We start from the raw sequence: 17,593 nt of genomic DNA, 5'->3' as shown, positions 1-17,593 counted from the left end.
ATGTCGCGTCGATCCTCGCAGCTGCCGCCTCGGGCCGAGCGCCCGGCGGCCCACGCGGTGGCCCTGGTCGTGGACGAGGGGTCCAACCCGTTCGAGCTGGGGGTCGCCACCGAGCTGTTCGGCCTGCGCAGGCCCGAGCTCGGCCGCCCCTGGTACGAGCTGACGCTCTGCGCTGCCGACCCCGCCGTGCCGATGCACCTGGGCCTGTTCACCATGACCGGCGTGGCGGGCCTCGACGCGGTGGAGCGCGCCGACACCGTGATCGTGCCGAACAGGCCCGACCCCGAGCACGGGCCCTCCCCCGCCGTCGTCGAAGCGGTCCGGCGCGCGGCCGCCCGCGGGGCGCGGCTGGTGAGCTTCTGCACGGGCGCGTTCACCCTGGCCGCAGCGGGGGTCCTCGACGGGCGCAGGGCCACCACGCACTGGCGCTGGGCCGACCTGTTCGCCGCCCGCTTCCCTGCCGTACGGCTCGACCCCGACGTCCTCTTCGTGCGCGACGGCGACGTGTTCACCGCGGCGGGCAGCGCGGCGGCGCTCGACCTGGGGCTGCACCTGATCACGCTGGATTACGGCAGCGAGGTGGCGAACGCCGTCGGCCGCCGCCTGGTCTTCCCCGGCCACCGGGACGGCGGGCAGCGGCAGTTCATCGAGCGGCCCGTCCCCGCCGTGCGGGACGAGTCGCTCGCGCCCCTCCTCGCGTGGGCGCGCGGGCGCCTTGACCGGCCGCTCGGGATCGCCGACCTCGCCGCGTACGCCGGGGTCAGCGCGGCCACCCTGCACAGGAGGTTCCGCGCCGAGCTCGGCACCACCCCGCTGGCCTGGCTGACCGGCGAGCGCGTCGCACTGGCCCGCCGGCTGATCGAGCGCGGCGAGGCGCGGATGGAGGTCGTGGCCAGGCTGAGCGGCCTCGGCACCGCCTCCAACCTGCGGGCCAGGCTCCACCGGGCCACCGGGCTCACCCCGACCCGCTACCGGGAGCGGTTCGGGCCGCGGCCCGCCTCCCGGTCAACCTAACCCCATAGCCTTACCGTCAGTGAGCGAATATGGCAGGGTCAGGTGCGCCCCGCCCTCTCGGGCCCGGCGCACCGCACCCCGATCCCGAAAGGACGCAGCATGACGTCCGCCCGCCCGTCCGAGCCGGACATCGACATCAGCACGCCGCACCCGGCCCGTATCTACGACTGCCTGCTCGGCGGCGACCACCACTTCCCCGCCGACCGCGCCGTCGCCGACCGGCTCCCGGCGGCCGCACGGCTCGGTGCGCGCGCCAACCGCGCGTTCATGCGGCGCGCGACGGCGTGGGTCGCGGGGACCGGCATCGACCAGTTCCTCGACATCGGCTCCGGCATCCCCACCGAGCCCAACCTGCACCGGGTCGCCCAGGGCGTCGACCCGCGCTGCCGGGTCGTCTACGCGGACTACGACCCGATGGTGCTGCGCTACGCCGAGGAACTGCTCGCCGGGACGCCCGAGGGCCGCACGGAGTTCGTGCGGGCCGACGTGCGCGAGCCCGCCGCCATCCTCGAACGGGCGCGCGCCGTGCTCGACTTCGACCGGCCCGTCGCGCTCTCGCTGATCGCGCTGCTGCACTTCGTGCCCGACTCCGACGACCCGTACGGCCTGGTGCGGGCGCTGCTCGACGCGCTCGCGCCCGGCAGCTGCCTGGTGCTCTCGCATCTCACCATGGACCTGTTCACCCCGGAGGAGGACAGGACCGCCGATTACCGGTCGAGCGGGATCGACCTGAGGCCGCGCACCCGAGCGGAGGTCAGCCGGTTCTTCGACGGCCTCGACCTGGTGGATCCCGGGCTGGTCACGGGGTGGCACCGGGACGCGCAGCCCCCGGCGGACACGGAGTCCGAGGGCGCGCGCACCGCCTGGTCGGGCGTCGGCTTCCTGCGCTGAGGGCGCGCCGCGCCCCGGGCCCGGTGCCTCCGCGCGCCCGCCGCGGGACCGGGAACCAGCCATCCGGCGGGGATCTCCCCGCGCGTTTCTGTGATACGAGGAAGGGGGGCGAGAACGCAGGTCGTGAGCGCTCCCCCGCTCCGGCCGCGCGTGGCCCCCGCGGCCGCTCCCGGACCTGAAACGGGAGCGGCCGCACCTGAGGCCGGGCGGCGCGGCACGTCGGCCGGGGTCCCGCCGGGTGGCGCGCGGCACGTGGGCCAGGGTCCCGCCGGGCGGCGCGCGGCACGTCGGCCGGGTGGCGCGGCGTCTCAGCCGAGTTCCAGGCTGGTGGAGGCGTGGACGCGGTCCATCGCGGTGCGCGGCGGCTCCCCCGTGTACATCCGCACCGTGAACCAGCCGGGCGCGAGCCCCCGCGCCTCCGCGGCGGCGCGCGCGGCCCCGTTCCCCTCCGGCACGTCCATCGCCACCTCACCACCCGGCTCCACCTGCGCGAGGAGCGCGTCGAGCAGGGCGCCCGCGTCGTCGGGCGTGTCTGCGAAGAGGGGGCCCACGCGGTGGCCCGACCTGGCCGGGCGGATCACTCCGTACCCGCGGACCGCGCCGTCCCGCAGCCGCGCGTACGCCGTATGGCCCGGGTTGGTCAGCCAGCGGCCGAGGAAGGCGCGCCGCTCGGCGGGGAAGCAGTGCGTGTCGTATGCGGCGACGCCGTCGAGCAGCCCGTCCCCCACCGGCACCACGCCGGCGGCCGCCGGGCCCCGCGGGATCGCGGGCACGCCCCCGTACCGCACGGACCGGTAGGCCGCGGTGAAGCCGGACTTCCGGTAGGTCGCCTCCTGCTCCGGCACGGCGTCGAGGCCGATCACCCGGGCGCCCGCGTGCGGCACCGCGGCCCGCCAGGTCGCCAGGCCGAGGCCCCGCCCGCGCAGGCCGGGGCGTACGAGGTAGAAGCCGAGGAACGCGTACCGCTCCGAGTACCTGACCACGGAGACGGCGGAGACGGCCCGGCCCCCGATCCGGCCGACGAAGAACCCCTCGGGGTCGGTCGGACGGAAGCAGGCGGTGTCCCGGAGCCCGGGATTCCAGTCCTCCTCGGCCGCCCACTGCTCCACCTGCGCCCACGCGGCGGCGGACGCGGGCGCGACGACGAGCCGCTCGGCGGCGGGCGCCGCGGCGTGGGGATCGGTCATGCCGGTCGTACGTCCCTCCGGTCGGATACGGCCCCTCTCAGTGACGGGCCGTCACTCACCGTACCGGCGGCGGGGGTCAGGGGACAGCGCGGCGGCAGCACCCCGGGGCCGGGCCGGCGGGCCGGTCAGCGGGGCACGCGGCCCCGGTCGGTCAGCTCCTCGCTCAGGGTCCAGAGCCGGTCCGCGAGCCCGGGGTCGATCGCGTACGGCATGACACCGGGGACCGAGGTCGAGTCGCCGAGCTCCCACGCGCCCGAGGGCGCCTCCGGCGTGACGATCGCGACCTCGGCGTTCTCGCAGTACACCCCGCCGAGCCCGGCGAGCCGCGGGCTGGTCGCGCACCACACGGAGGTGGCGGCGCCCTGCTGGAGGGTCTTCAGGTTCCGCGCGGGGTCCAGCACGGTGTCGCCGTTCTCGTCGATCACGCCGGCCGCCCTGAGCTGCTCCCGCGTGAGGTGCCTGCCCAGGTTGGTGTCCTGGATGGACCCGGGGTGCAGCGAGAACGCGCGGATGCCGTCGTCCCTGCCGCGCTCGTCGAGCGCGGCGGCGAAGAGGATGTTGGCGGTCTTCGACTGCCCGTAGCCCGCCCACGGGCCGTAGTCGCGGTGCAGGAAGTGCGGGTCGTCGAAGACCACGGGCGAGTAGTGGTGGCCCCACGACGACACCGAGACCACCCGCGCGCCGCCCGCAGCCACCAGCGCGGGCCGCAGCCGCCCGGTCAGCTGGAAGTGGCCGAGGTGGTTGGTCGCGAACTGCGACTCGTAGCCGCGCGCGTCCCGCACCAGTGGCGTCGCCATGATCCCCGCGCTGTTGACGAGGATGTGCAGCGGGCGCCCCGACGCGAGGAAGGCATCGGCGAACGCGTCCACCGACGCGGGGTCGAGCAGATCCATGGGGGCGACCTCGACGCCGTCCAGCGGCTCGGCGGTGGCCGCGCGGCCCCCACCGGGCGCGAGGGCGGGGGCCAGCGCCGCGCGGGCACGCTCCGGGTCGCGGGCGGGGACCACGACGCGGGCGCCCGCGCCGCGCAGCACGCGGACCGTCTCCACGCCGAGGCCGGAGCCGCCGCCGGTGACGACCGCGGTCCTGCCGGTCAGGTCGACCCCCTCGATGACGTCCTCGGCCGTGGAGGCCGCGCCGAACCCCGAGTCGACGGGCCGCTGTGGTGTACGCACGGTGATGGCTCGCTTCCGTATGGGTGCGGTGATGTCTCCACGCTATGGCGGCATATCCGTACGATGAATGCTTGTCGGTCCGTGATTTCTGCGCGAGAGTACGGGCATGGGGAACGATCCACTCTCCGACACCCTCGCCCTCATGGACGCCAGGTGCGTCGTCTCCGCGGGGTTCACCGTCTCGGGCCGCTGGGCCCTGCGCTTCCCGCGGCCCAGCCGGCTGAAGATCCACGCGGTGCTGCGCGGGCGCTGCCTGCTCTCCTTCGAGCCCTCCGGGACGCCCGGGGCTCCCGCCCCGCCCGAGACATCCGGACGGGCCGGTCCGCCCGGTGCGCCCTCGCCGACCGTGCTCGGCGAGGGGGACGTGGCGGTGTTCGACGGCTCGCGCCCCTTCGTGTTCGCTTCGGACCAGGAGACGGCACCGGTCGACGCCACGGGCCTGTTCACCGACGCGCGCGGCGAGGTGGTGCACCTCGGGGCGGGTGGGCGCGGCGAGGCGGCGGGCGCGCGCGGCGCGCCCGTGCCCGCGCATCACGACCCCCCCGAGCACATCGCCGTCGGCGGCCATGTCGAGCTCGCAGGCGGCGCCGAGGACCTGCTGCTGACGGCGCTGCCGCCGCTCATCCACCTCAGGTCGGACGCGGCGGAGGCGCCCGCGCTGCGGCGGCTGCTCGACGAGCTGCTGCGTGAGATGACGGCGAACCGGCCGGGCGCCGCCTTCGCGACGGGGCAGCTCGCGCAGCTCCTCTTCGTCCAGGTGCTGCGGGCCCATCTCGCCGACACCGAAGCGCTGCCCGCAGGCAGGCTCCGCGCGCTCGCCGACGAGCGGCTCGCGCCCGCGCTGCGGCTGATGCACGAGGAGCCCGGCAGGCCCTGGGGCCTCCAGGAGCTGGCACGGGCGGCCGCCATGTCCCGTACGACGTTCGCCTCGCGCTTCCGCGAGGCGGCGGGCGTGCCGCCGCTCGCGTACCTGACGGACTGGCGGATGCGGCTGGCCCGCCGCGCCCTGCGCACGGGCGCCACGACGGTCGCAGAACTGGCGGGCGCCCTCGGCTACACCTCGGAGAGCGCCTTCAGCAACGCCTTCAAACGCGAGACGGGCGTCTCGCCCCGCCGCTACCGCGACCAACTGCGGCAGCCGACGGCGGCCACCGCGAGTCCCGCCACGCGGCCGGGGCGGGCGCTCCCGGCACGCACGGGCGGCTGACCCGTTCCGCGGGGCCACGGGATCCGGCGGCCGAAACCGGGTACCCGGGCAACGGACACGCGCCCGGCCCCGTTCGCCGGGAAGCGGCCAATCCTCCGCGCCCGCGGCAACGAATGTGCGGTGACGTTCCGCGGTCGATGCCGCGTGCGAAGAACCACACCCGGAGGAGTGCCGCGTGAAAGAGGCCGTTCAGATCGGCGGACCCGCCCCCGTGGGGCCGGACCTGGAGGAACTTCTCGGCCTTGTGGCCCGCGGCGACCACGAGGCGTTCTCCCGCGTCTACGACATGGTCAGCGGGCCCGTGCTCGGGCTCGTGCGCTCCGTGCTGCGCGCCCCGGCCCAGTCCGAGGAGGTCGCACAGGAGGTGCTGCTCGAAGTCTGGCGCACCGCGTCCCGCTACCGCGACGACAGGGGCAGCGGCATGACCTGGGTGCTGACCCTCGCGCACCGGCGCGCGGTCGACCGCGTCAGGTCCGAGCAGGCAGCGGGCGACCGCGAGCAGAAGGCGGCCTTCCTGGCCCGCACCCCCTCGTTCGACGAGGTCACCGAGCAGGTGGAGGCCAGGCTCGAACGGGAGCAGGTACGCCGCTGCCTGCGCACCCTCACCGAACTGCAGCGGCAGTCGGTGACGCTCGCCTACTACCAGGGCCTGCTGTACCGGGAGGTCGCCGAGCTGCTCTCGGTGCCCCTCGGCACCGTGAAGACCCGCCTCAGGGACGGCCTGATCCGGCTGCGCGACTGCCTGGGGGTGACGGCATGACCACGCCGGAACTGCACACCCTGACCGGCGCGTACGCGCTGCACGCGCTCGATCCCGCGGAGCGCGCCGAGTTCGAACGGCACCTCAGGGCGTGCCCCGCGTGCGCCCAGGAGGTCGCCGAGCTGTCCGCGACGGCGGGGCGGCTCGGCCTCGCCGTGTCGCTGACCCCACCGGACGTGCTCAAGGAGCGCGTGATGCGGGCCGTCACCACCGAGCGGCAGCTGCCGCCCGCCGTGCCGGTGGCCGGCCGTACCGGCACCGGCGCCGGCGCAGGACGGGGGCGCGCGCTGGCGCGCTGGGCGCTCGCCGCCTGCGTCGCCGCGGCGGCCGGCCTCGGCGGTGTCGCCGCCTGGCAGCACGAGGAGGCCCAGGACGCGCGCGCCCAGGCGCAGGCCGCTCAGGACCAGGCCCGCGAGCTCGCGGCGGTGCTCTCCGCGCCCGACGCACGGACCGCGAACGGCAGGCTCAGCGACGGCGCGAGCGGCACGGTCGTCGTCTCCAGGTCCCAGGACAGGGCGGCGTTCCTCGCCTCAGGCCTGCCGAAGCCGCCGGCCGGCAAGGTGTACCAGCTCTGGTTCGACGACGGCGGCACGATGCGGTCAGCCGGCCTGCTCACCTCCTCGGCCGCCACGCAGTCGGTGCTGCTGCACGGGCACATCGGCAGGGCGTCGGGCATGGGCATCACGGTCGAACCGGCAGGCGGGTCCGCCTCCCCGACCACGAACCCCCTCGCCCTGATGGACTTCCCCACCTAGGGCGGCCCGCGTCACGGGCCGCGCGAGGGCGGCCACCCCGACCGGGTGGCCGCCCTCGCGGCGTACTACGTCAGAGCGCTCACATCTTCGGCATCAGGACGCTGTCGATGATGTACACCGTCGCGTTCGCGGTCGGCACGTTGCCGCAGACGATGTTCGCGCTGCCGTTGACCTTGAAGGAGTCGTCGGAGCCCGACGTCATGACCTTCTCCTTCTCCAGGCTGGTGAACGAGCCGCTCCCGAGCTGCGAAGGCGTCACCTTCTGGCCCACCACGTGGTACGTGAGGATCTTGGTGAGCATCGCCTTGTCGCTCAGGACCTTGTCGAGCGTGGCCTTCGGGATCTTGGCGAACGCCTCGTTGGTGGGCGCGAACACCGTGATGCCCTTGGCGTTGTTCAGGGTGTCGACGAGCCCGGCCTTCTTCACGGCCGTGACCAGCGTCGACAGGTCGGGGTTGTTCGATGCGGCCGTGGCCACCGGGTCCTGGGACATGCCGTCGAAGCTGCCCGCTCCCGACTTGGGCACGGAGGAACAGGCGGGCCCGAACGGCTTCGCCATCGTCCCCGTGCTCGGCATGGACGACTTCGACGGCATGGCCGCCGACGAGGAGGCGGTCCCCGACGCGCCCGAGCCACCGCTGTCCTTGCCGCTGTCGCTTGAGCACGCGGTCAGCGCGATCGGCAGCGCGAGGGCGGCGGCGGTGAGGGCGGCGGTCCGCTGGAAACGCTTGGCGAGCATGTGTCTTCTCCTTCTGCGAGGCGCACTGCTTCGTGCGCCGGAAACGTGGACTCTGGATCTCTGGGAGCAGGTCGCGGACCGGTGGTGCCGGGGGCCGCGACCCGCTCGGGGAAGGGCCGCTGCGGGCTCCTGTCAGGTCACGGCGACCACCACCGAATGCCAGCCCGTGGCGCCGTTCGGCACCGTGCCGACCCGCCGGTCGGTCTGCGTGTAGCCCGTACGGTCGGTGGCGCGGACCTCCAACGTGTGGCTGCCCGACGTGGCCTGCCACGGCCACACCCACTGGCGCCAGGTGTCGTGCCCCGCCTCGGCGGCGAGGCGCGCCTCGTGCCAGGGGCCCCCGTCGACCCGGACCTCGACCCGGGAGATGCCCTTGTGCTGGGCCCAGGCCACCCCCGCGACCGGCACGATCCCGGCCTTCGGACCGGCGAACGGCCGCGGGGTGTCGATCCGCGACTCGGTCTTGATCGGCGCCTCCCGCGACCATGTCCGCCTGACCCAGTAGGCGTCGAAGTCGTCGAACGTGGTGAGTTCGAGGTCGGTGAGCCACTTGCACGCGGAGACGTAGCCGTAGAGCCCCGGCACCAGCATCCGTACGGGGAACCCGTGCGCGAACGGCAGCGGCTCGCCGTTCATCCCCACGGCCAGCAGCGCGTCCCTGCCGTCCATGACCGTCTCCACCGGGGAACCGATCGTCATGCCGTCGACGGAGCGCGCCACCAGCTGGTCCGCGGGACCGCCCGCAGAAGGGGGCCGCACCCCGGCCTCGCGCAGCACGTCGGCGAGGCGCACGCCGAGCCAGCGCGCGGTGCCCACATAGGAGCCGCCCACCTCGTTGGACACGCATGTGAGCGTGATGTCACGCTCCACCAGCTCCCGGCCGAGCAGGTCCTGGAACGTCAGCGTCACCGGCCGCCGCACCCCCTTGCCGTGCAGCCGCAACCGCCACGCCGAGGCGTCCACACGCGGCACCGCGAGCGCCGTGTCCACCCGGTAGAAGTCCTTGGTGGACGTGCGGAACGCGCTGAGCCCCCGCACCTGCGGATGCACCCCCGCGGGCAGCGGGCGGGCCGGGGATGCGGGCCTCGGCAGCACGATGTCCGCGCGGCTCGCGGCCTGTGCCGCCGCCTTGTCCGCGTTGAGGTGACGGCCCAGCGCGCCCGCGCCCGCCGAGGCCGCGGCGGCCGCCGTCGCTGCCACCACGAACCCGCGCCGGTCGAACACCCCAGCCCCCGCGCCCCCGCGACCGCCCGCCTCCGGCGCCCCCGGCCTGCCCCCGAACGGCGACCTGGCCCGCCCGGCCAGCCAGTACAGCAGCGCACCCGCCACCACACCGCCCACCGCTGACGGCAGGACGTCGGTCCACCGCGCGTCGGGCCGGGACGCCGCGGCGGCGACCCCGACCGCGCCGAACAGGAGCGCGACGCCCGACCCCGTACGCCGGTACCGCACGGCCAGCACACCCACCCCGAGGGCGAACAGGGCCAGCACGACCACGATGCCGAGCTGCAGCACCGCCTTGTCCTCGGTACCGAAATGCCGCACCGCGAAGTCCTTCAGCGCGGGCGGAGTGCGGTCGACGGCCGCGCCGCCCACCGCCGTGACGGGACTCGCCTCGGGACGCACCGCCACCGACACGAGCTCCGCGACGGCGAGCGCAGCGAAGCCCGAGACGAGGCCGCTCGCCCCGCCGAGCAGCGCCCGCAGGCCCCGGCCGCCCGGTCGGCCGGGACGGGCCTCCGGTGTCACGACATCCGCATCTCCAGTCACGCACGCCATTCGGCGCCGCCCCCGGCCGGGATTGGTCGTCCCCCCGAAGGAGTGACTGCGGCCCTCCGGGTCCACCCCGGGAACGGACCGGGACCAGTCCCCGGAGGCTCCGGCTCCGAATCACCCGTACAAGGGGCGTGACCCGCGCCCCCGCGAGGAGGGAGCGCGATGAGCGGGGCGGCACGGAGCACTGCGGTCGTGGGCAGCGGAGTGGCGGGCCTGACCGCCGCGTACGTCCTACAGCGGGGCGGCCACGAGGTGACGCTCTACGAGGCGGACGACCGGCTCGGCGGCCACGCGCACACGCACGACCTGCCCTCGGCCGACGGGCGCGTCCACCACGTCGACTCCGGCTTCATCGTGCACAACGCGCGCACATATCCGTATCTCCTCCGTCTCTTCGCCGAACTGGGCGTGGCCACCCAGGAGTCCGAGATGAGCATGTCCGTACGGTGCGACGGCTGCGGCCTGGAGTACGCGGGCGCCCGCGGCCTCCGCGGGGTGCTCGCCCAGCCCCGCAACGCCCTCAACCCTGCGTATCTGCGCATGCTCGCTGAGATCCCCCGCTTCCACCGCGCCGCCCGCCGCCTCCTCACCGACCCCCGGGTAGCCGAAGCAGCCGGCACGGGGGAGGCAGCCGCAGCGGGCGCCGGGAGCGGCGGCGACGCGGGCACTGGCGGCGCGGGCCATGGCAGCGTGCGCGCTGCGGGCGGCGCGGGCGTCGGGGACGTCGGCATTGCGGGCGCCGCAGGCGAGGGCGCCGCGGGCGACGGCAGCGCGCACGCCGTGGGCCGCTCCGGCCGCGGCGGTACGGACGGCACGGGCGAGGCGGGTCGCGGCGAGGCGGGCGGCGCGGGCCGTCTGGGCGAGGCGGGCGGCTCCGGCCGCGACCGTACGAGCGGCACGGACGAGGCGGGCCGCACGGGCGGTGTCGGCGAGGCGGGCGGTGCGGAGCGCGCCGGCGCCCCGACGCGTCCCGCCTCCCCGAGGCGTCCCGGGGACACGGCGCGAGCCGGGGGCGCGGCCACCCCGCTCCCGATGACGACCCTCGGCGCGTTCCTCACGGCGGGCGGCTTCTCGCCCTACTTCGTCGCCCACTTCATCACTCCTCTCGTCTCGGCCATCTGGTCCTGCGATGCCAGGACAGCCCTGCGCTACCCGGCGTCGTACCTGTTCCGCTTCCTCGACCACCACGGGCTCCTGTCCGTCGGCGGGTCCCCCACCTGGCGAACCGTCACCGGCGGCTCACGCTCCTATGTGGAGCGCATCGGGAAGCAGCTCACCGCCGTCCGCACCGCGACACCCGTCCACGCCGTGACCAGGGGCCGGAACGGCGTCACCGTCACCACCGACGACGGCGGCGACGAGCGCTTCGACTCCGTCGTGATCGCCGTGCATCCCGGACAGGCGCTCCGGCTGCTCGCGGACGCCACGGACACGGAACGCGACGTACTGGGCGCCTTCCCCTACTCCCGCAACCCGGCCCTGCTCCATACCGACACCTCCGTCCTGCCGGCGGCTCCCGGCGCCGCCGCCTCCTGGAACATGCGCCTCCCCGCCTGCGAGGCCGACGCCGCCTCCGTCCGGATCAGCTACGACATGAACCGCCTCCAGCGCCTCGACGCACCCGAGCGGTACGTCGTCACCCTCAACGGCGCCGGCCAGGTCGACGACCGGCAGATCGTGGCCCGTATGGACTACGAACACCCCGTCTACACACAGGAGTCCGTCGCCGCGCAGCGCCTCCTGCCCGGGCTGAACAGCGGCGTCACCGCCTACGCCGGGGCGTACCACGGCTGGGGCTTCCACGAGGACGGCTGCCGCTCGGGGGTACGCGCCGCCGCGTCCCTGGGGGTGGTCTGGTGACACCGGCACCACCGCACCGCCCGCCCGCGTCCGAACCCGCCCCGCCGGGAGCAAGGCCCGGCACGGGGAACCCGACGCCCGCGCTGTATCCCTGCACCGTCGCCCACGCCCGTGTCTCCCCGCGCCGCTATGCCTTCCGCATGCGCACCTACCTGTGGCTGATCGATCCGGACCGGCCTCCGGCTCTCCCGTGGTGGCTGCGCCCGCTGGCCCGCTTCGACGCGCGCGACCACTTCGGCGGGAGCCGGCCGACGATCCGGGCCGGTCTCGAATCCTTCCTCGCCGCCCACGACATCGACCTGGAGGGCGGGACGGTGTCGATGCTGGCGCACGCCCGTGTGTTCGGCCATGTGTTCAACCCCCTCACGCTGTACTGGTGCCACCGCCCCGACGGCTCCCTCGCGTGCGTGGTGGCCGAGGTCCACAACACCTACGGCGAGCGGCACTGCTATCTGCTGCACACTGACGCAAGCGGCCGCGCCACGGTCGGCAAGGACTTCTATGTCTCGCCGTTCTTCCCCGTAGACGGCGCCTATGCGATGCGTCTGCCGGAGCCCGGCGAGCGGCTCTCCCTGACCGTCCACCTGGACAGGCCGGGCGGCCGTGCATTCACCGCGACCGTGCGGGGTACCCGACGCGCCGCCACCTCCAGGGAACTGCTGGTCGCCGCTCTCCGCCACCCGTGGTCGACCGCGGCCGTCTCCGCGGGTATCCGGATCCACGGTATAGCGATCCGGGTGCTGCGCGGCCTGCCCGTGCAGCCCCGTCCCCGACACCCGCACCAGGAAGGCGTGGAGTAAGACGTGACCCTCTCCCCATACCCGCACCACAGCTCCCCCGCCGACGCCGCCCCCGGCCCGGGAGACCACCGGAGCGTCGACGCGACGCGGTGGCCCGATGTGGCGCGGCTGCCCCGCTCGTCGCGGGCCCGGAGCGCGATCGCCGCGCGCCTCGTGCGCCACGCGTTCGCCGGCCTGCCGCTTTCCGTGCGGTTCGGCGACGACACGGGGAAGGCCATCGGGCTCGGCGGGCCCCGGATGACCGTGCACGACCCGGACGCCTTCCACCGGCGGATCGGCGCCGACGGGCTGATCGGCTTCGGCGAGTCCTACATGGCCGGCGAATGGGACGCACCGGATCTGGTGGGGGTGCTGACGGTGCTCGCCGAACACGCGGACCAGCTCATTCCCCCATCGCTGCAACGGCTCCGCAGGACCTTCCTGCCCGGGCACCCCGCCTCGCTGCGCAACACGCCGGAGGGGGCCCGCGACAACATCCGCAGGCACTACGACCTGTCCAACGACCTCTTCGCCCTGTTCCTCGACGCGACCATGACCTACTCGTCGGCCGTCTTCCGTGCGCTGCCCAGCGACGCGTCGCTGCTGGGCGACGCGCAGCACCGCAAGATCGACCTGCTGCTGGACGCCGCCCGCGTCGGGCCCGGCACACGGCTGCTGGAGATCGGCACGGGCTGGGGCGAACTCGCCGTACGGGCGGCGGCCCGCGGGGCACGGGTCCACAGCGTCACCCTCTCCGAGGAGCAGCGGGACCTGGCCATGAAGCGCGTGCGGGTGGCGGGCCACGAGGACGCCGTCACCATAGAACTGACGGATTACCGCGCGGTCCACGGCACCTTCGACGCCGTGGTCAGCGTGGAGATGATCGAGGCCGTGGGCGTCGAGTTCTGGCCGACGTACTTCAAGGCGCTGGACCGGCTGGTGGTGCCCGGCGGACGGGTCGCGCTCCAGGCGATCACCATGGCGCACGACCGGGTGCTCGCCACCAAGGACACCTACACCTGGATCCACAAGTACATCTTCCCGGGCGGGATGATCCCCTCGCCTGAGGCGATGGAACAGATCACGCAGCAGCTGACGGGCCTTCGGACGGTCCGCTCGGACCGGTACGGCGCGCATTACGCCGAGACCTTGCGGCTGTGGCGCGAAAGCTTCATCCAACAGGCCGACGCTGTGGACACGTTGGGCTTCGACAGGACTTTCCGGCGCATGTGGACCTTCTATCTGGCGTATTCGGAGGCGGGTTTCCGCTCCGGGTATCTGGATGTCCGGCAGATCGTTCTGACCCGTACCGGTGGTGGGACAGCGGCGGGCGGTGGGGCCCGGTGAGCGGTTTCCCCTGGGGCGCGTTCGGCACGGGAGTCGGGATCTCGGCGGCCGGGGTGCTTGCGGTGATGCTGGTGGCCTTCACCGCCGGCGTCACGAGGAACCGGCACAGGTACGTGGACGTGGCCTGGGGCGCCGCGTTCGCCGTGGCAGCCGTCGTGTCGCTGGCCGCGGCCCTTGACCAGGGCGGGGGAAACAGTGCCCGGCAGGTCCTCGTCACGGCGCTGACGGTGGTCTGGGGGACGCGTCTCGCGCTGCACATCGCCCACCGGGGCTGGGGCAAGGGCGAGGATCCCCGCTACGAGAAGATGCTGGCCAAGGGATCGGGCGACCCGCGGCTGCGGGCCCTGCGGACGGTGTATCTCCTGCAAGCCCTCCTGGTGGTCCTCGTCTCACTTCCTGTCCAAGCCGCCCAGTACCTGCCGCAGCCCGTGGGCCCCTGGGAGTACGTGGGCTGCGCGCTGTGGACACTGGGGCTGTTCTTCGAGGCGGTGGGTGACCGCCAACTGGCCACCTTCACGGCCGACCCGGCGAACAAGGGCCGCATCATGGACCGCGGCCTGTGGAGTTGGACGCGCCACCCCAACTACTTCGGCGACTTCTGCGTGTGGTGGGGGTTGTTCCTGTTCTCGTGCGGCACCTGGCAGTCCGCTGCCGCCACCATCGTGAGCCCGGTCGTCATGTCCCTGCTTCTGACCAAGGGGAGCGGGAAGCGCCTGTTGGAGCGGCACATGGCCGAGCGTCCCGGCTACGCCGCCTACGTCTCCCGAACCAGCGGCTTCCTCCCCCGGCCACCGAAGAAGCGCTCCCCCGCCCGGAGCTGAAGCGAGACCCCCACCTCAAGCCCTACAGAACCAAGCCCTACAGAACCGACCCCTCCAGCGTCGGCACCGGCCCGAGCAGTTGGCCACCCCGCTCGTGCCTGGATGGCCCCTACCGCGATCGGGCCCGAGCAGCAGGCCACCACGTCCGGATCCGGCCCGCCGGCTACCACAATCGGTCTGGGCGACCGATTCACCGCATCACGTTCAGGTCCTGGCAGTCAGCCACCTCGTTCGGGCCCGGGCGACCAACCAGCACGTTGAGCCCGCGCGACCAGCCAGCACGTTCGGGTCCCCGCGACCAGCCAACGCGTTCAGGTCCGCACAACCAGCCACCGCGGTCGGGCCCGTGCGACGAGCCAAGGCGATCGCTCCGGGCGGGCGGCGCCGCGTGGGGGCCGCGCGACCAGCCGCCGCGATCCGTCCCGGCAGGCGGCGCTGCGGGCTCCCGGACGCAGCCCGGTGGTGGGGCCGGGAGCCCTGCTCAACGCACCCTCCGGCTCCGGTGTGACGCCGCTCGCATCCGCACCGCCGCCTTCGGCCGGCCCAGCCCTGTCGAACTGCCCGCGTCGGCCAGCGGTCCGTGTACCAGCTCGTTGAGTACGGGCCCCGGCTCCGCGTACGGTTCCAGCACAACGGTCATCCGCGTCCGGAACCGCCCCTGCCGGTAGCCCCCTCGGCGACCCCCTCCGCCCTTCATGGTGAGCCGGGCCCGCGCCCCGGCCACCCCCGGCAGCGTCTCCGTCTCCGCCGCTATCGCGTTTTCAAGGGTCCCCCTGCGCAGGCGGGCCCCGGACCGATGCAGCGAGAACACCGCCGGCCCGCGCCTCCCTCCCTGTACGAACAGCCAGCACAGACAGAGCAGACACCCCACCGCGAGGCCGCTGATCACCACCGGGCTCCACCAGTCCTGCACCCTGACCCGGTCGACCGCCGCACGGTCGAGGAGATGGTCATAGGCCCCCAGCCCCGGCCACCATGACGGCAGCTCCCACCGCACCTGGCCCTTGGCGACCAGCCAGGTGACGCCGAGCCAGCCACCTGCGCCCACCGACACGAGCCCGATCAGCGCGATCAGAACCCTGTTCGCCACTCCTCGCACATCGCCCACCGCCTCTCACACTTCCCTGCGCCCGCGCTTCCTCTCGGGCGCTGTCTACGTTCCTCTCGCTCACTTCTCCCCGGCAGCGGGTGCCACGGGCGCGTCCACCCCCTGCTTCTGCGGTGGGCTCTGCTTCTGCCTGGGCGCCCGCGGCAGCCCGGACGGGGCATCGGCCGGTGGAGGCGTCCACTCCTCGTCCGGGCGCACGAAGACCGTCAGCCGGGGAGGCTTCGCCAGCCCCAGCCGGTCACGCTTCGCCGTGACGGCGGAAGAGAGCGCCTCCCGGAACTCGTCGGGGTCGCCGAACCGGACGGTGGCCCCGACGAACACCTTTCTGCGGCGGACCTTGACTCGTACCGCGCCCACGCCCGGGATCTCCAGCGCTGTGTCCCGCAGCAGCAACGCGACGGCTGACCGGTCCAGATACGCCCGCACGTCGGCGGAAGGCGGCTCCATCGGGGTGAGCCGACGCGCTCCGGGCGTCACGGCCAGCCACACCAGCCACAGCCCCAGCAGGACCAGGGCGACGGCGGCGACCGCGGCCACCACTGCCGTCAGACTCAGCCCGTAGACCCGGTCGAGCAGGGCGTGCCGCCACGGCGCGGGCCTGGCGCCGAGCCGCACCGCCGCCACGTCGTACAACACCGCGGCGCAGCCCAGCGCACCGAGCACGGCGCACACACCGGCCGGAACACGCCTCGCCGACCATGGCCTTCGCGCTTTGAGCCCCGGCAAACCGGTCCGGCGGACACTCTCACCCACGATCACACCACCCTCTCGGCGTTCAGTGCACGGACCGGTGTGAGCCGGCCTACGAGCACGTCCACAGACGCGACGGGGATCCCGGTCAACGCTGCGGTGCGTTCGGCGACATGCTGCCGTACCCGCGCGCACACGGCGTCGATGTCCAGTGGGTAGGGCAGGTCGATTTCCAGTGCGACCTTCGTGCGGCCCCTTCGGCTGTCCGCCGTGGCGCGGGCGCCGGCGTGCGGGTACGGCACAAGTGCTTCCCTGGCCGCCTGCGCGGCGATACGGCCGGCCGACCGGTCGCTGACGGTCGTCGCCCCGCGGCGCGCGGACTCGCCCTTCACACCGCCCGTCCCTTCGGCCTTCGAGCTGCCGGTGTGCTCCTGGGCGGCCGTGCCCGCGACCTGTCCGGCCGTCAGCGCCATCAGGGCCTCCTGCGCCGGTCCGGGTGCAGGAGATCCTGGACGTCGAGGTCACCGTCGACTATCCGGCCGACACCGAACCCGACCGCTCCCAGCGCCGCCACCAGCAGGAACGCACCGAAGCCGCCGAAATAGCCGGCGAATCCGAGCGCCATCCCCGCAACGAGGCCCAGTGCGGACCACCCCTTCATCTCTCCTCCTCAGCCGAACCGGGACAGCAACCGACCGCCGCGCTCACTGAAGGTGCAGCTCGCTCTCCGGCTCCGCGTCGTCGTCAGGCAGATGGACGTCCCCGACGGCGACGTTGACCTCCACGACTTCGAGCCCGGTGATCCGCTCCAGGGCCGAGATCACGTTCTCCCTGATCTCCGCGGCACAGTCCTGGATCGCGACTCCGTACTCCACGACCACGTCCAGATCGATGGCCGTCTGCCGCTCTCCCACCTCCACCTTGACGCCGCGCCCCAACCCCGACCGGCCGCTTCCGCCCGGGACCCGGTCGCGTACGGCGCCCAGCGTGCGGCTGAGACCGCCTCCTCCGAGTGAGTACACACCCGGGACCTCGCGGGCGGCCATGCCCGCGATCTTCTCCACCACTCCGTTGGCGATGATCGTCCTGCCCCGGGTGCCCGCCGGGGCGTCCGAGCCCTTGTGTCCCGCGTCGACGGTGGTCACTCCCTGCGCGGCCGCCGAACGGGGCGGCTGCGGGGGCGGCCCGCTCGGGGCCGCCGGGATGCCCTTCATGCCGGTGGAAGCTGCGGACGTCGTCATGGGTCCTCCTCGGTCTCGGTGCTCGATCTCTTGCTCGGCCGGCGCCGTCGGCATTCGCCGGGCGCTGTCCGCTTGTTTGTACGTGCGCGGGTGCGCGCGCGTGTACGCGTATGCCCGCGGGCGCGTAGTACTTCGCCCCGAAGGGCAGCCGTGCTGCGTGCCGATAACCGTTGGACACAGCCGCGGCGCATTCGTCACGCGCTCCGCGGAAATCGATCGAAATTTTTTCTCCTGGGCGGGCGA

Annotated in this window: 18 protein-coding genes and 1 pseudogene; 10 read left to right on the top strand and 9 right to left on the bottom strand. The window is 74.0% G+C overall.

Features of this window, described 5'->3' with window-relative positions; all coding sequences use genetic code 11:
• Entirely contained in the window at window positions 1-1,014 is a 1,014-nt protein-coding gene (locus tag AB0910_RS08640) for a helix-turn-helix domain-containing protein (RefSeq protein WP_366743790.1), read from the top strand.
• 99 nt (window positions 1,015-1,113) lie between these two features.
• Window positions 1,114-1,905, top strand: coding sequence for an SAM-dependent methyltransferase (locus AB0910_RS08635; protein ID WP_366743789.1), 792 nt, complete (start codon window positions 1,114-1,116; stop codon window positions 1,903-1,905).
• Window positions 1,906-2,213: 308 nt separating this feature from the next.
• Here AB0910_RS08635 and AB0910_RS08630 read toward each other — a convergent pair whose 3' ends face one another.
• Both AB0910_RS08630 and AB0910_RS08625 read right to left on the bottom strand, forming a co-directional pair.
• Entirely contained in the window at window positions 2,214-3,092 is an 879-nt protein-coding gene (locus AB0910_RS08630; RefSeq protein ID WP_366743788.1) for a GNAT family N-acetyltransferase, read from the bottom strand.
• A gap of 125 nt (window positions 3,093-3,217) precedes the next feature.
• Window positions 3,218-4,267, bottom strand: a complete 1,050-nt coding sequence (locus tag AB0910_RS08625) for an SDR family NAD(P)-dependent oxidoreductase (protein WP_366743787.1) — start codon at window positions 4,265-4,267, stop codon at window positions 3,218-3,220.
• Between the two features lie 106 nt (window positions 4,268-4,373).
• Here AB0910_RS08625 and AB0910_RS08620 point away from each other — a divergent pair, with 106 nt between their 5' ends.
• The 3 genes from AB0910_RS08620 to AB0910_RS08610 all read left to right on the top strand — a co-directional run bounded on the left by AB0910_RS08620 (window position 4,374) and on the right by AB0910_RS08610 (window position 6,989).
• Window positions 4,374-5,474, top strand: coding sequence for an AraC family transcriptional regulator (locus tag AB0910_RS08620; RefSeq protein WP_366743786.1), 1,101 nt, complete (start codon window positions 4,374-4,376; stop codon window positions 5,472-5,474).
• A 175-nt stretch (window positions 5,475-5,649) separates the two neighbouring features.
• Window positions 5,650-6,234: a sigma-70 family RNA polymerase sigma factor gene (locus tag AB0910_RS08615; RefSeq protein WP_366743785.1), complete on the top strand. Its 585-nt coding sequence runs from the start codon at window positions 5,650-5,652 to the stop codon at window positions 6,232-6,234.
• On the top strand, window positions 6,231-6,989 hold the full coding sequence (locus tag AB0910_RS08610) for an anti-sigma factor (RefSeq protein ID WP_366743784.1): 759 nt from the start codon (window positions 6,231-6,233) through the stop codon (window positions 6,987-6,989). The genes AB0910_RS08615 and AB0910_RS08610 overlap by 4 nt, the downstream gene beginning before the upstream one ends.
• Window positions 6,990-7,068: 79 nt before the next feature.
• Here AB0910_RS08610 and AB0910_RS08605 read toward each other — a convergent pair whose 3' ends face one another.
• Window positions 7,069-7,728, bottom strand: a complete 660-nt coding sequence (locus tag AB0910_RS08605) for a fasciclin domain-containing protein (protein ID WP_366743783.1) — start codon at window positions 7,726-7,728, stop codon at window positions 7,069-7,071.
• Window positions 7,729-7,860: 132 nt separating this feature from the next.
• Window positions 7,861-9,435 (bottom strand): molybdopterin-dependent oxidoreductase, encoded by a 1,575-nt coding sequence (locus tag AB0910_RS08600; protein ID WP_366743887.1) that lies wholly within the window; start codon window positions 9,433-9,435, stop codon window positions 7,861-7,863.
• Between the two features lie 231 nt (window positions 9,436-9,666).
• On the opposite strand from AB0910_RS08600, the pseudogene AB0910_RS08595 reads away from it, so the two are divergent.
• The 5 genes and pseudogenes from AB0910_RS08595 to AB0910_RS08575 all read left to right on the top strand — a co-directional run.
• Window positions 9,667-10,092, top strand: a pseudogene (locus AB0910_RS08595) (FAD-dependent oxidoreductase); the annotation flags it as partial.
• 141 nt (window positions 10,093-10,233) lie between these two features.
• Window positions 10,234-11,364, top strand: coding sequence for an FAD-dependent oxidoreductase (locus tag AB0910_RS08590; RefSeq protein WP_366743886.1), 1,131 nt, complete (start codon window positions 10,234-10,236; stop codon window positions 11,362-11,364).
• A gap of 83 nt (window positions 11,365-11,447) precedes the next feature.
• Window positions 11,448-12,164, top strand: coding sequence for a DUF1365 domain-containing protein (locus AB0910_RS08585; RefSeq protein ID WP_366743885.1), 717 nt, complete (start codon window positions 11,448-11,450; stop codon window positions 12,162-12,164).
• A gap of 99 nt (window positions 12,165-12,263) precedes the next feature.
• Entirely contained in the window at window positions 12,264-13,490 is a 1,227-nt protein-coding gene (locus AB0910_RS08580; RefSeq protein ID WP_366743884.1) for a cyclopropane-fatty-acyl-phospholipid synthase family protein, read from the top strand.
• Window positions 13,487-14,311: a DUF1295 domain-containing protein gene (locus AB0910_RS08575; RefSeq protein WP_366743782.1), complete on the top strand. Its 825-nt coding sequence runs from the start codon at window positions 13,487-13,489 to the stop codon at window positions 14,309-14,311. The genes AB0910_RS08580 and AB0910_RS08575 overlap by 4 nt, the downstream gene beginning before the upstream one ends.
• 481 nt (window positions 14,312-14,792) lie before the next feature.
• Here the strand turns inward: AB0910_RS08575 and AB0910_RS08570 are convergent, their stop codons facing one another.
• The 5 genes from AB0910_RS08570 to AB0910_RS08550 all read right to left on the bottom strand — a co-directional run bounded on the left by AB0910_RS08570 (window position 14,793) and on the right by AB0910_RS08550 (window position 17,350).
• Window positions 14,793-15,401 carry an alkaline shock response membrane anchor protein AmaP gene (locus AB0910_RS08570; protein WP_366743781.1) on the bottom strand — a complete coding sequence of 203 codons (609 nt, stop codon included), beginning with the start codon at window positions 15,399-15,401 and terminating at the stop codon, window positions 14,793-14,795.
• Window positions 15,402-15,479: 78 nt separating this feature from the next.
• Window positions 15,480-16,082 (bottom strand): DUF6286 domain-containing protein, encoded by a 603-nt coding sequence (locus AB0910_RS08565; protein WP_366743780.1) that lies wholly within the window; start codon window positions 16,080-16,082, stop codon window positions 15,480-15,482.
• Between the two features lie 92 nt (window positions 16,083-16,174).
• The gene (locus AB0910_RS08560; RefSeq protein ID WP_366743779.1) at window positions 16,175-16,582 is read right to left on the bottom strand and encodes a hypothetical protein; all 408 of its coding nucleotides are present in this window, start codon (window positions 16,580-16,582) and stop codon (window positions 16,175-16,177) included.
• Window positions 16,582-16,770, bottom strand: a complete 189-nt coding sequence (locus tag AB0910_RS08555; RefSeq protein ID WP_366743778.1) for a hypothetical protein — start codon at window positions 16,768-16,770, stop codon at window positions 16,582-16,584. The genes AB0910_RS08560 and AB0910_RS08555 overlap by 1 nt, the downstream gene beginning before the upstream one ends.
• A 43-nt stretch (window positions 16,771-16,813) precedes the next feature.
• Window positions 16,814-17,350, bottom strand: a complete 537-nt coding sequence (locus tag AB0910_RS08550) for an Asp23/Gls24 family envelope stress response protein (protein ID WP_366743777.1) — start codon at window positions 17,348-17,350, stop codon at window positions 16,814-16,816.
• Window positions 17,351-17,593 lie beyond the last annotated feature (243 nt).

This window comes from Streptomyces sp. NPDC047002, assembly GCF_040704505.1.
Classification (GTDB): Bacteria; Actinomycetota; Actinomycetes; order Streptomycetales; family Streptomycetaceae; genus Streptomyces.
Note: the sequence above shows the minus strand (reverse complement) of the source record. Positions and strands in the feature narration are given on the sequence as shown.

Excerpts from the sequence above, each read along its gene's own strand:
- AB0910_RS08640 (WP_366743790.1), top strand. The coding sequence starts at position 1 with ATGTCGCGTCGATCCTCGCAGCTGCCGCCTCGGGCCGAGCGCCCGGCG.
- AB0910_RS08620 (WP_366743786.1), top strand. The coding sequence starts at position 4,374 with ATGGGGAACGATCCACTCTCCGACACCCTCGCCCTCATGGACGCCAGG.
- AB0910_RS08550 (WP_366743777.1), bottom strand. The coding sequence starts at position 17,350 with ATGACGACGTCCGCAGCTTCCACCGGCATGAAGGGCATCCCGGCGGCC.
- AB0910_RS08560 (WP_366743779.1), bottom strand. The coding sequence starts at position 16,582 with ATGGCGCTGACGGCCGGACAGGTCGCGGGCACGGCCGCCCAGGAGCAC.
- AB0910_RS08605 (WP_366743783.1), bottom strand. The coding sequence starts at position 7,728 with ATGCTCGCCAAGCGTTTCCAGCGGACCGCCGCCCTCACCGCCGCCGCC.
- AB0910_RS08555 (WP_366743778.1), bottom strand. The coding sequence starts at position 16,770 with ATGAAGGGGTGGTCCGCACTGGGCCTCGTTGCGGGGATGGCGCTCGGA.
- AB0910_RS08635 (WP_366743789.1), top strand. The coding sequence starts at position 1,114 with ATGACGTCCGCCCGCCCGTCCGAGCCGGACATCGACATCAGCACGCCG.
- AB0910_RS08610 (WP_366743784.1), top strand. The coding sequence starts at position 6,231 with ATGACCACGCCGGAACTGCACACCCTGACCGGCGCGTACGCGCTGCAC.
- AB0910_RS08630 (WP_366743788.1), bottom strand. The coding sequence starts at position 3,092 with ATGACCGATCCCCACGCCGCGGCGCCCGCCGCCGAGCGGCTCGTCGTC.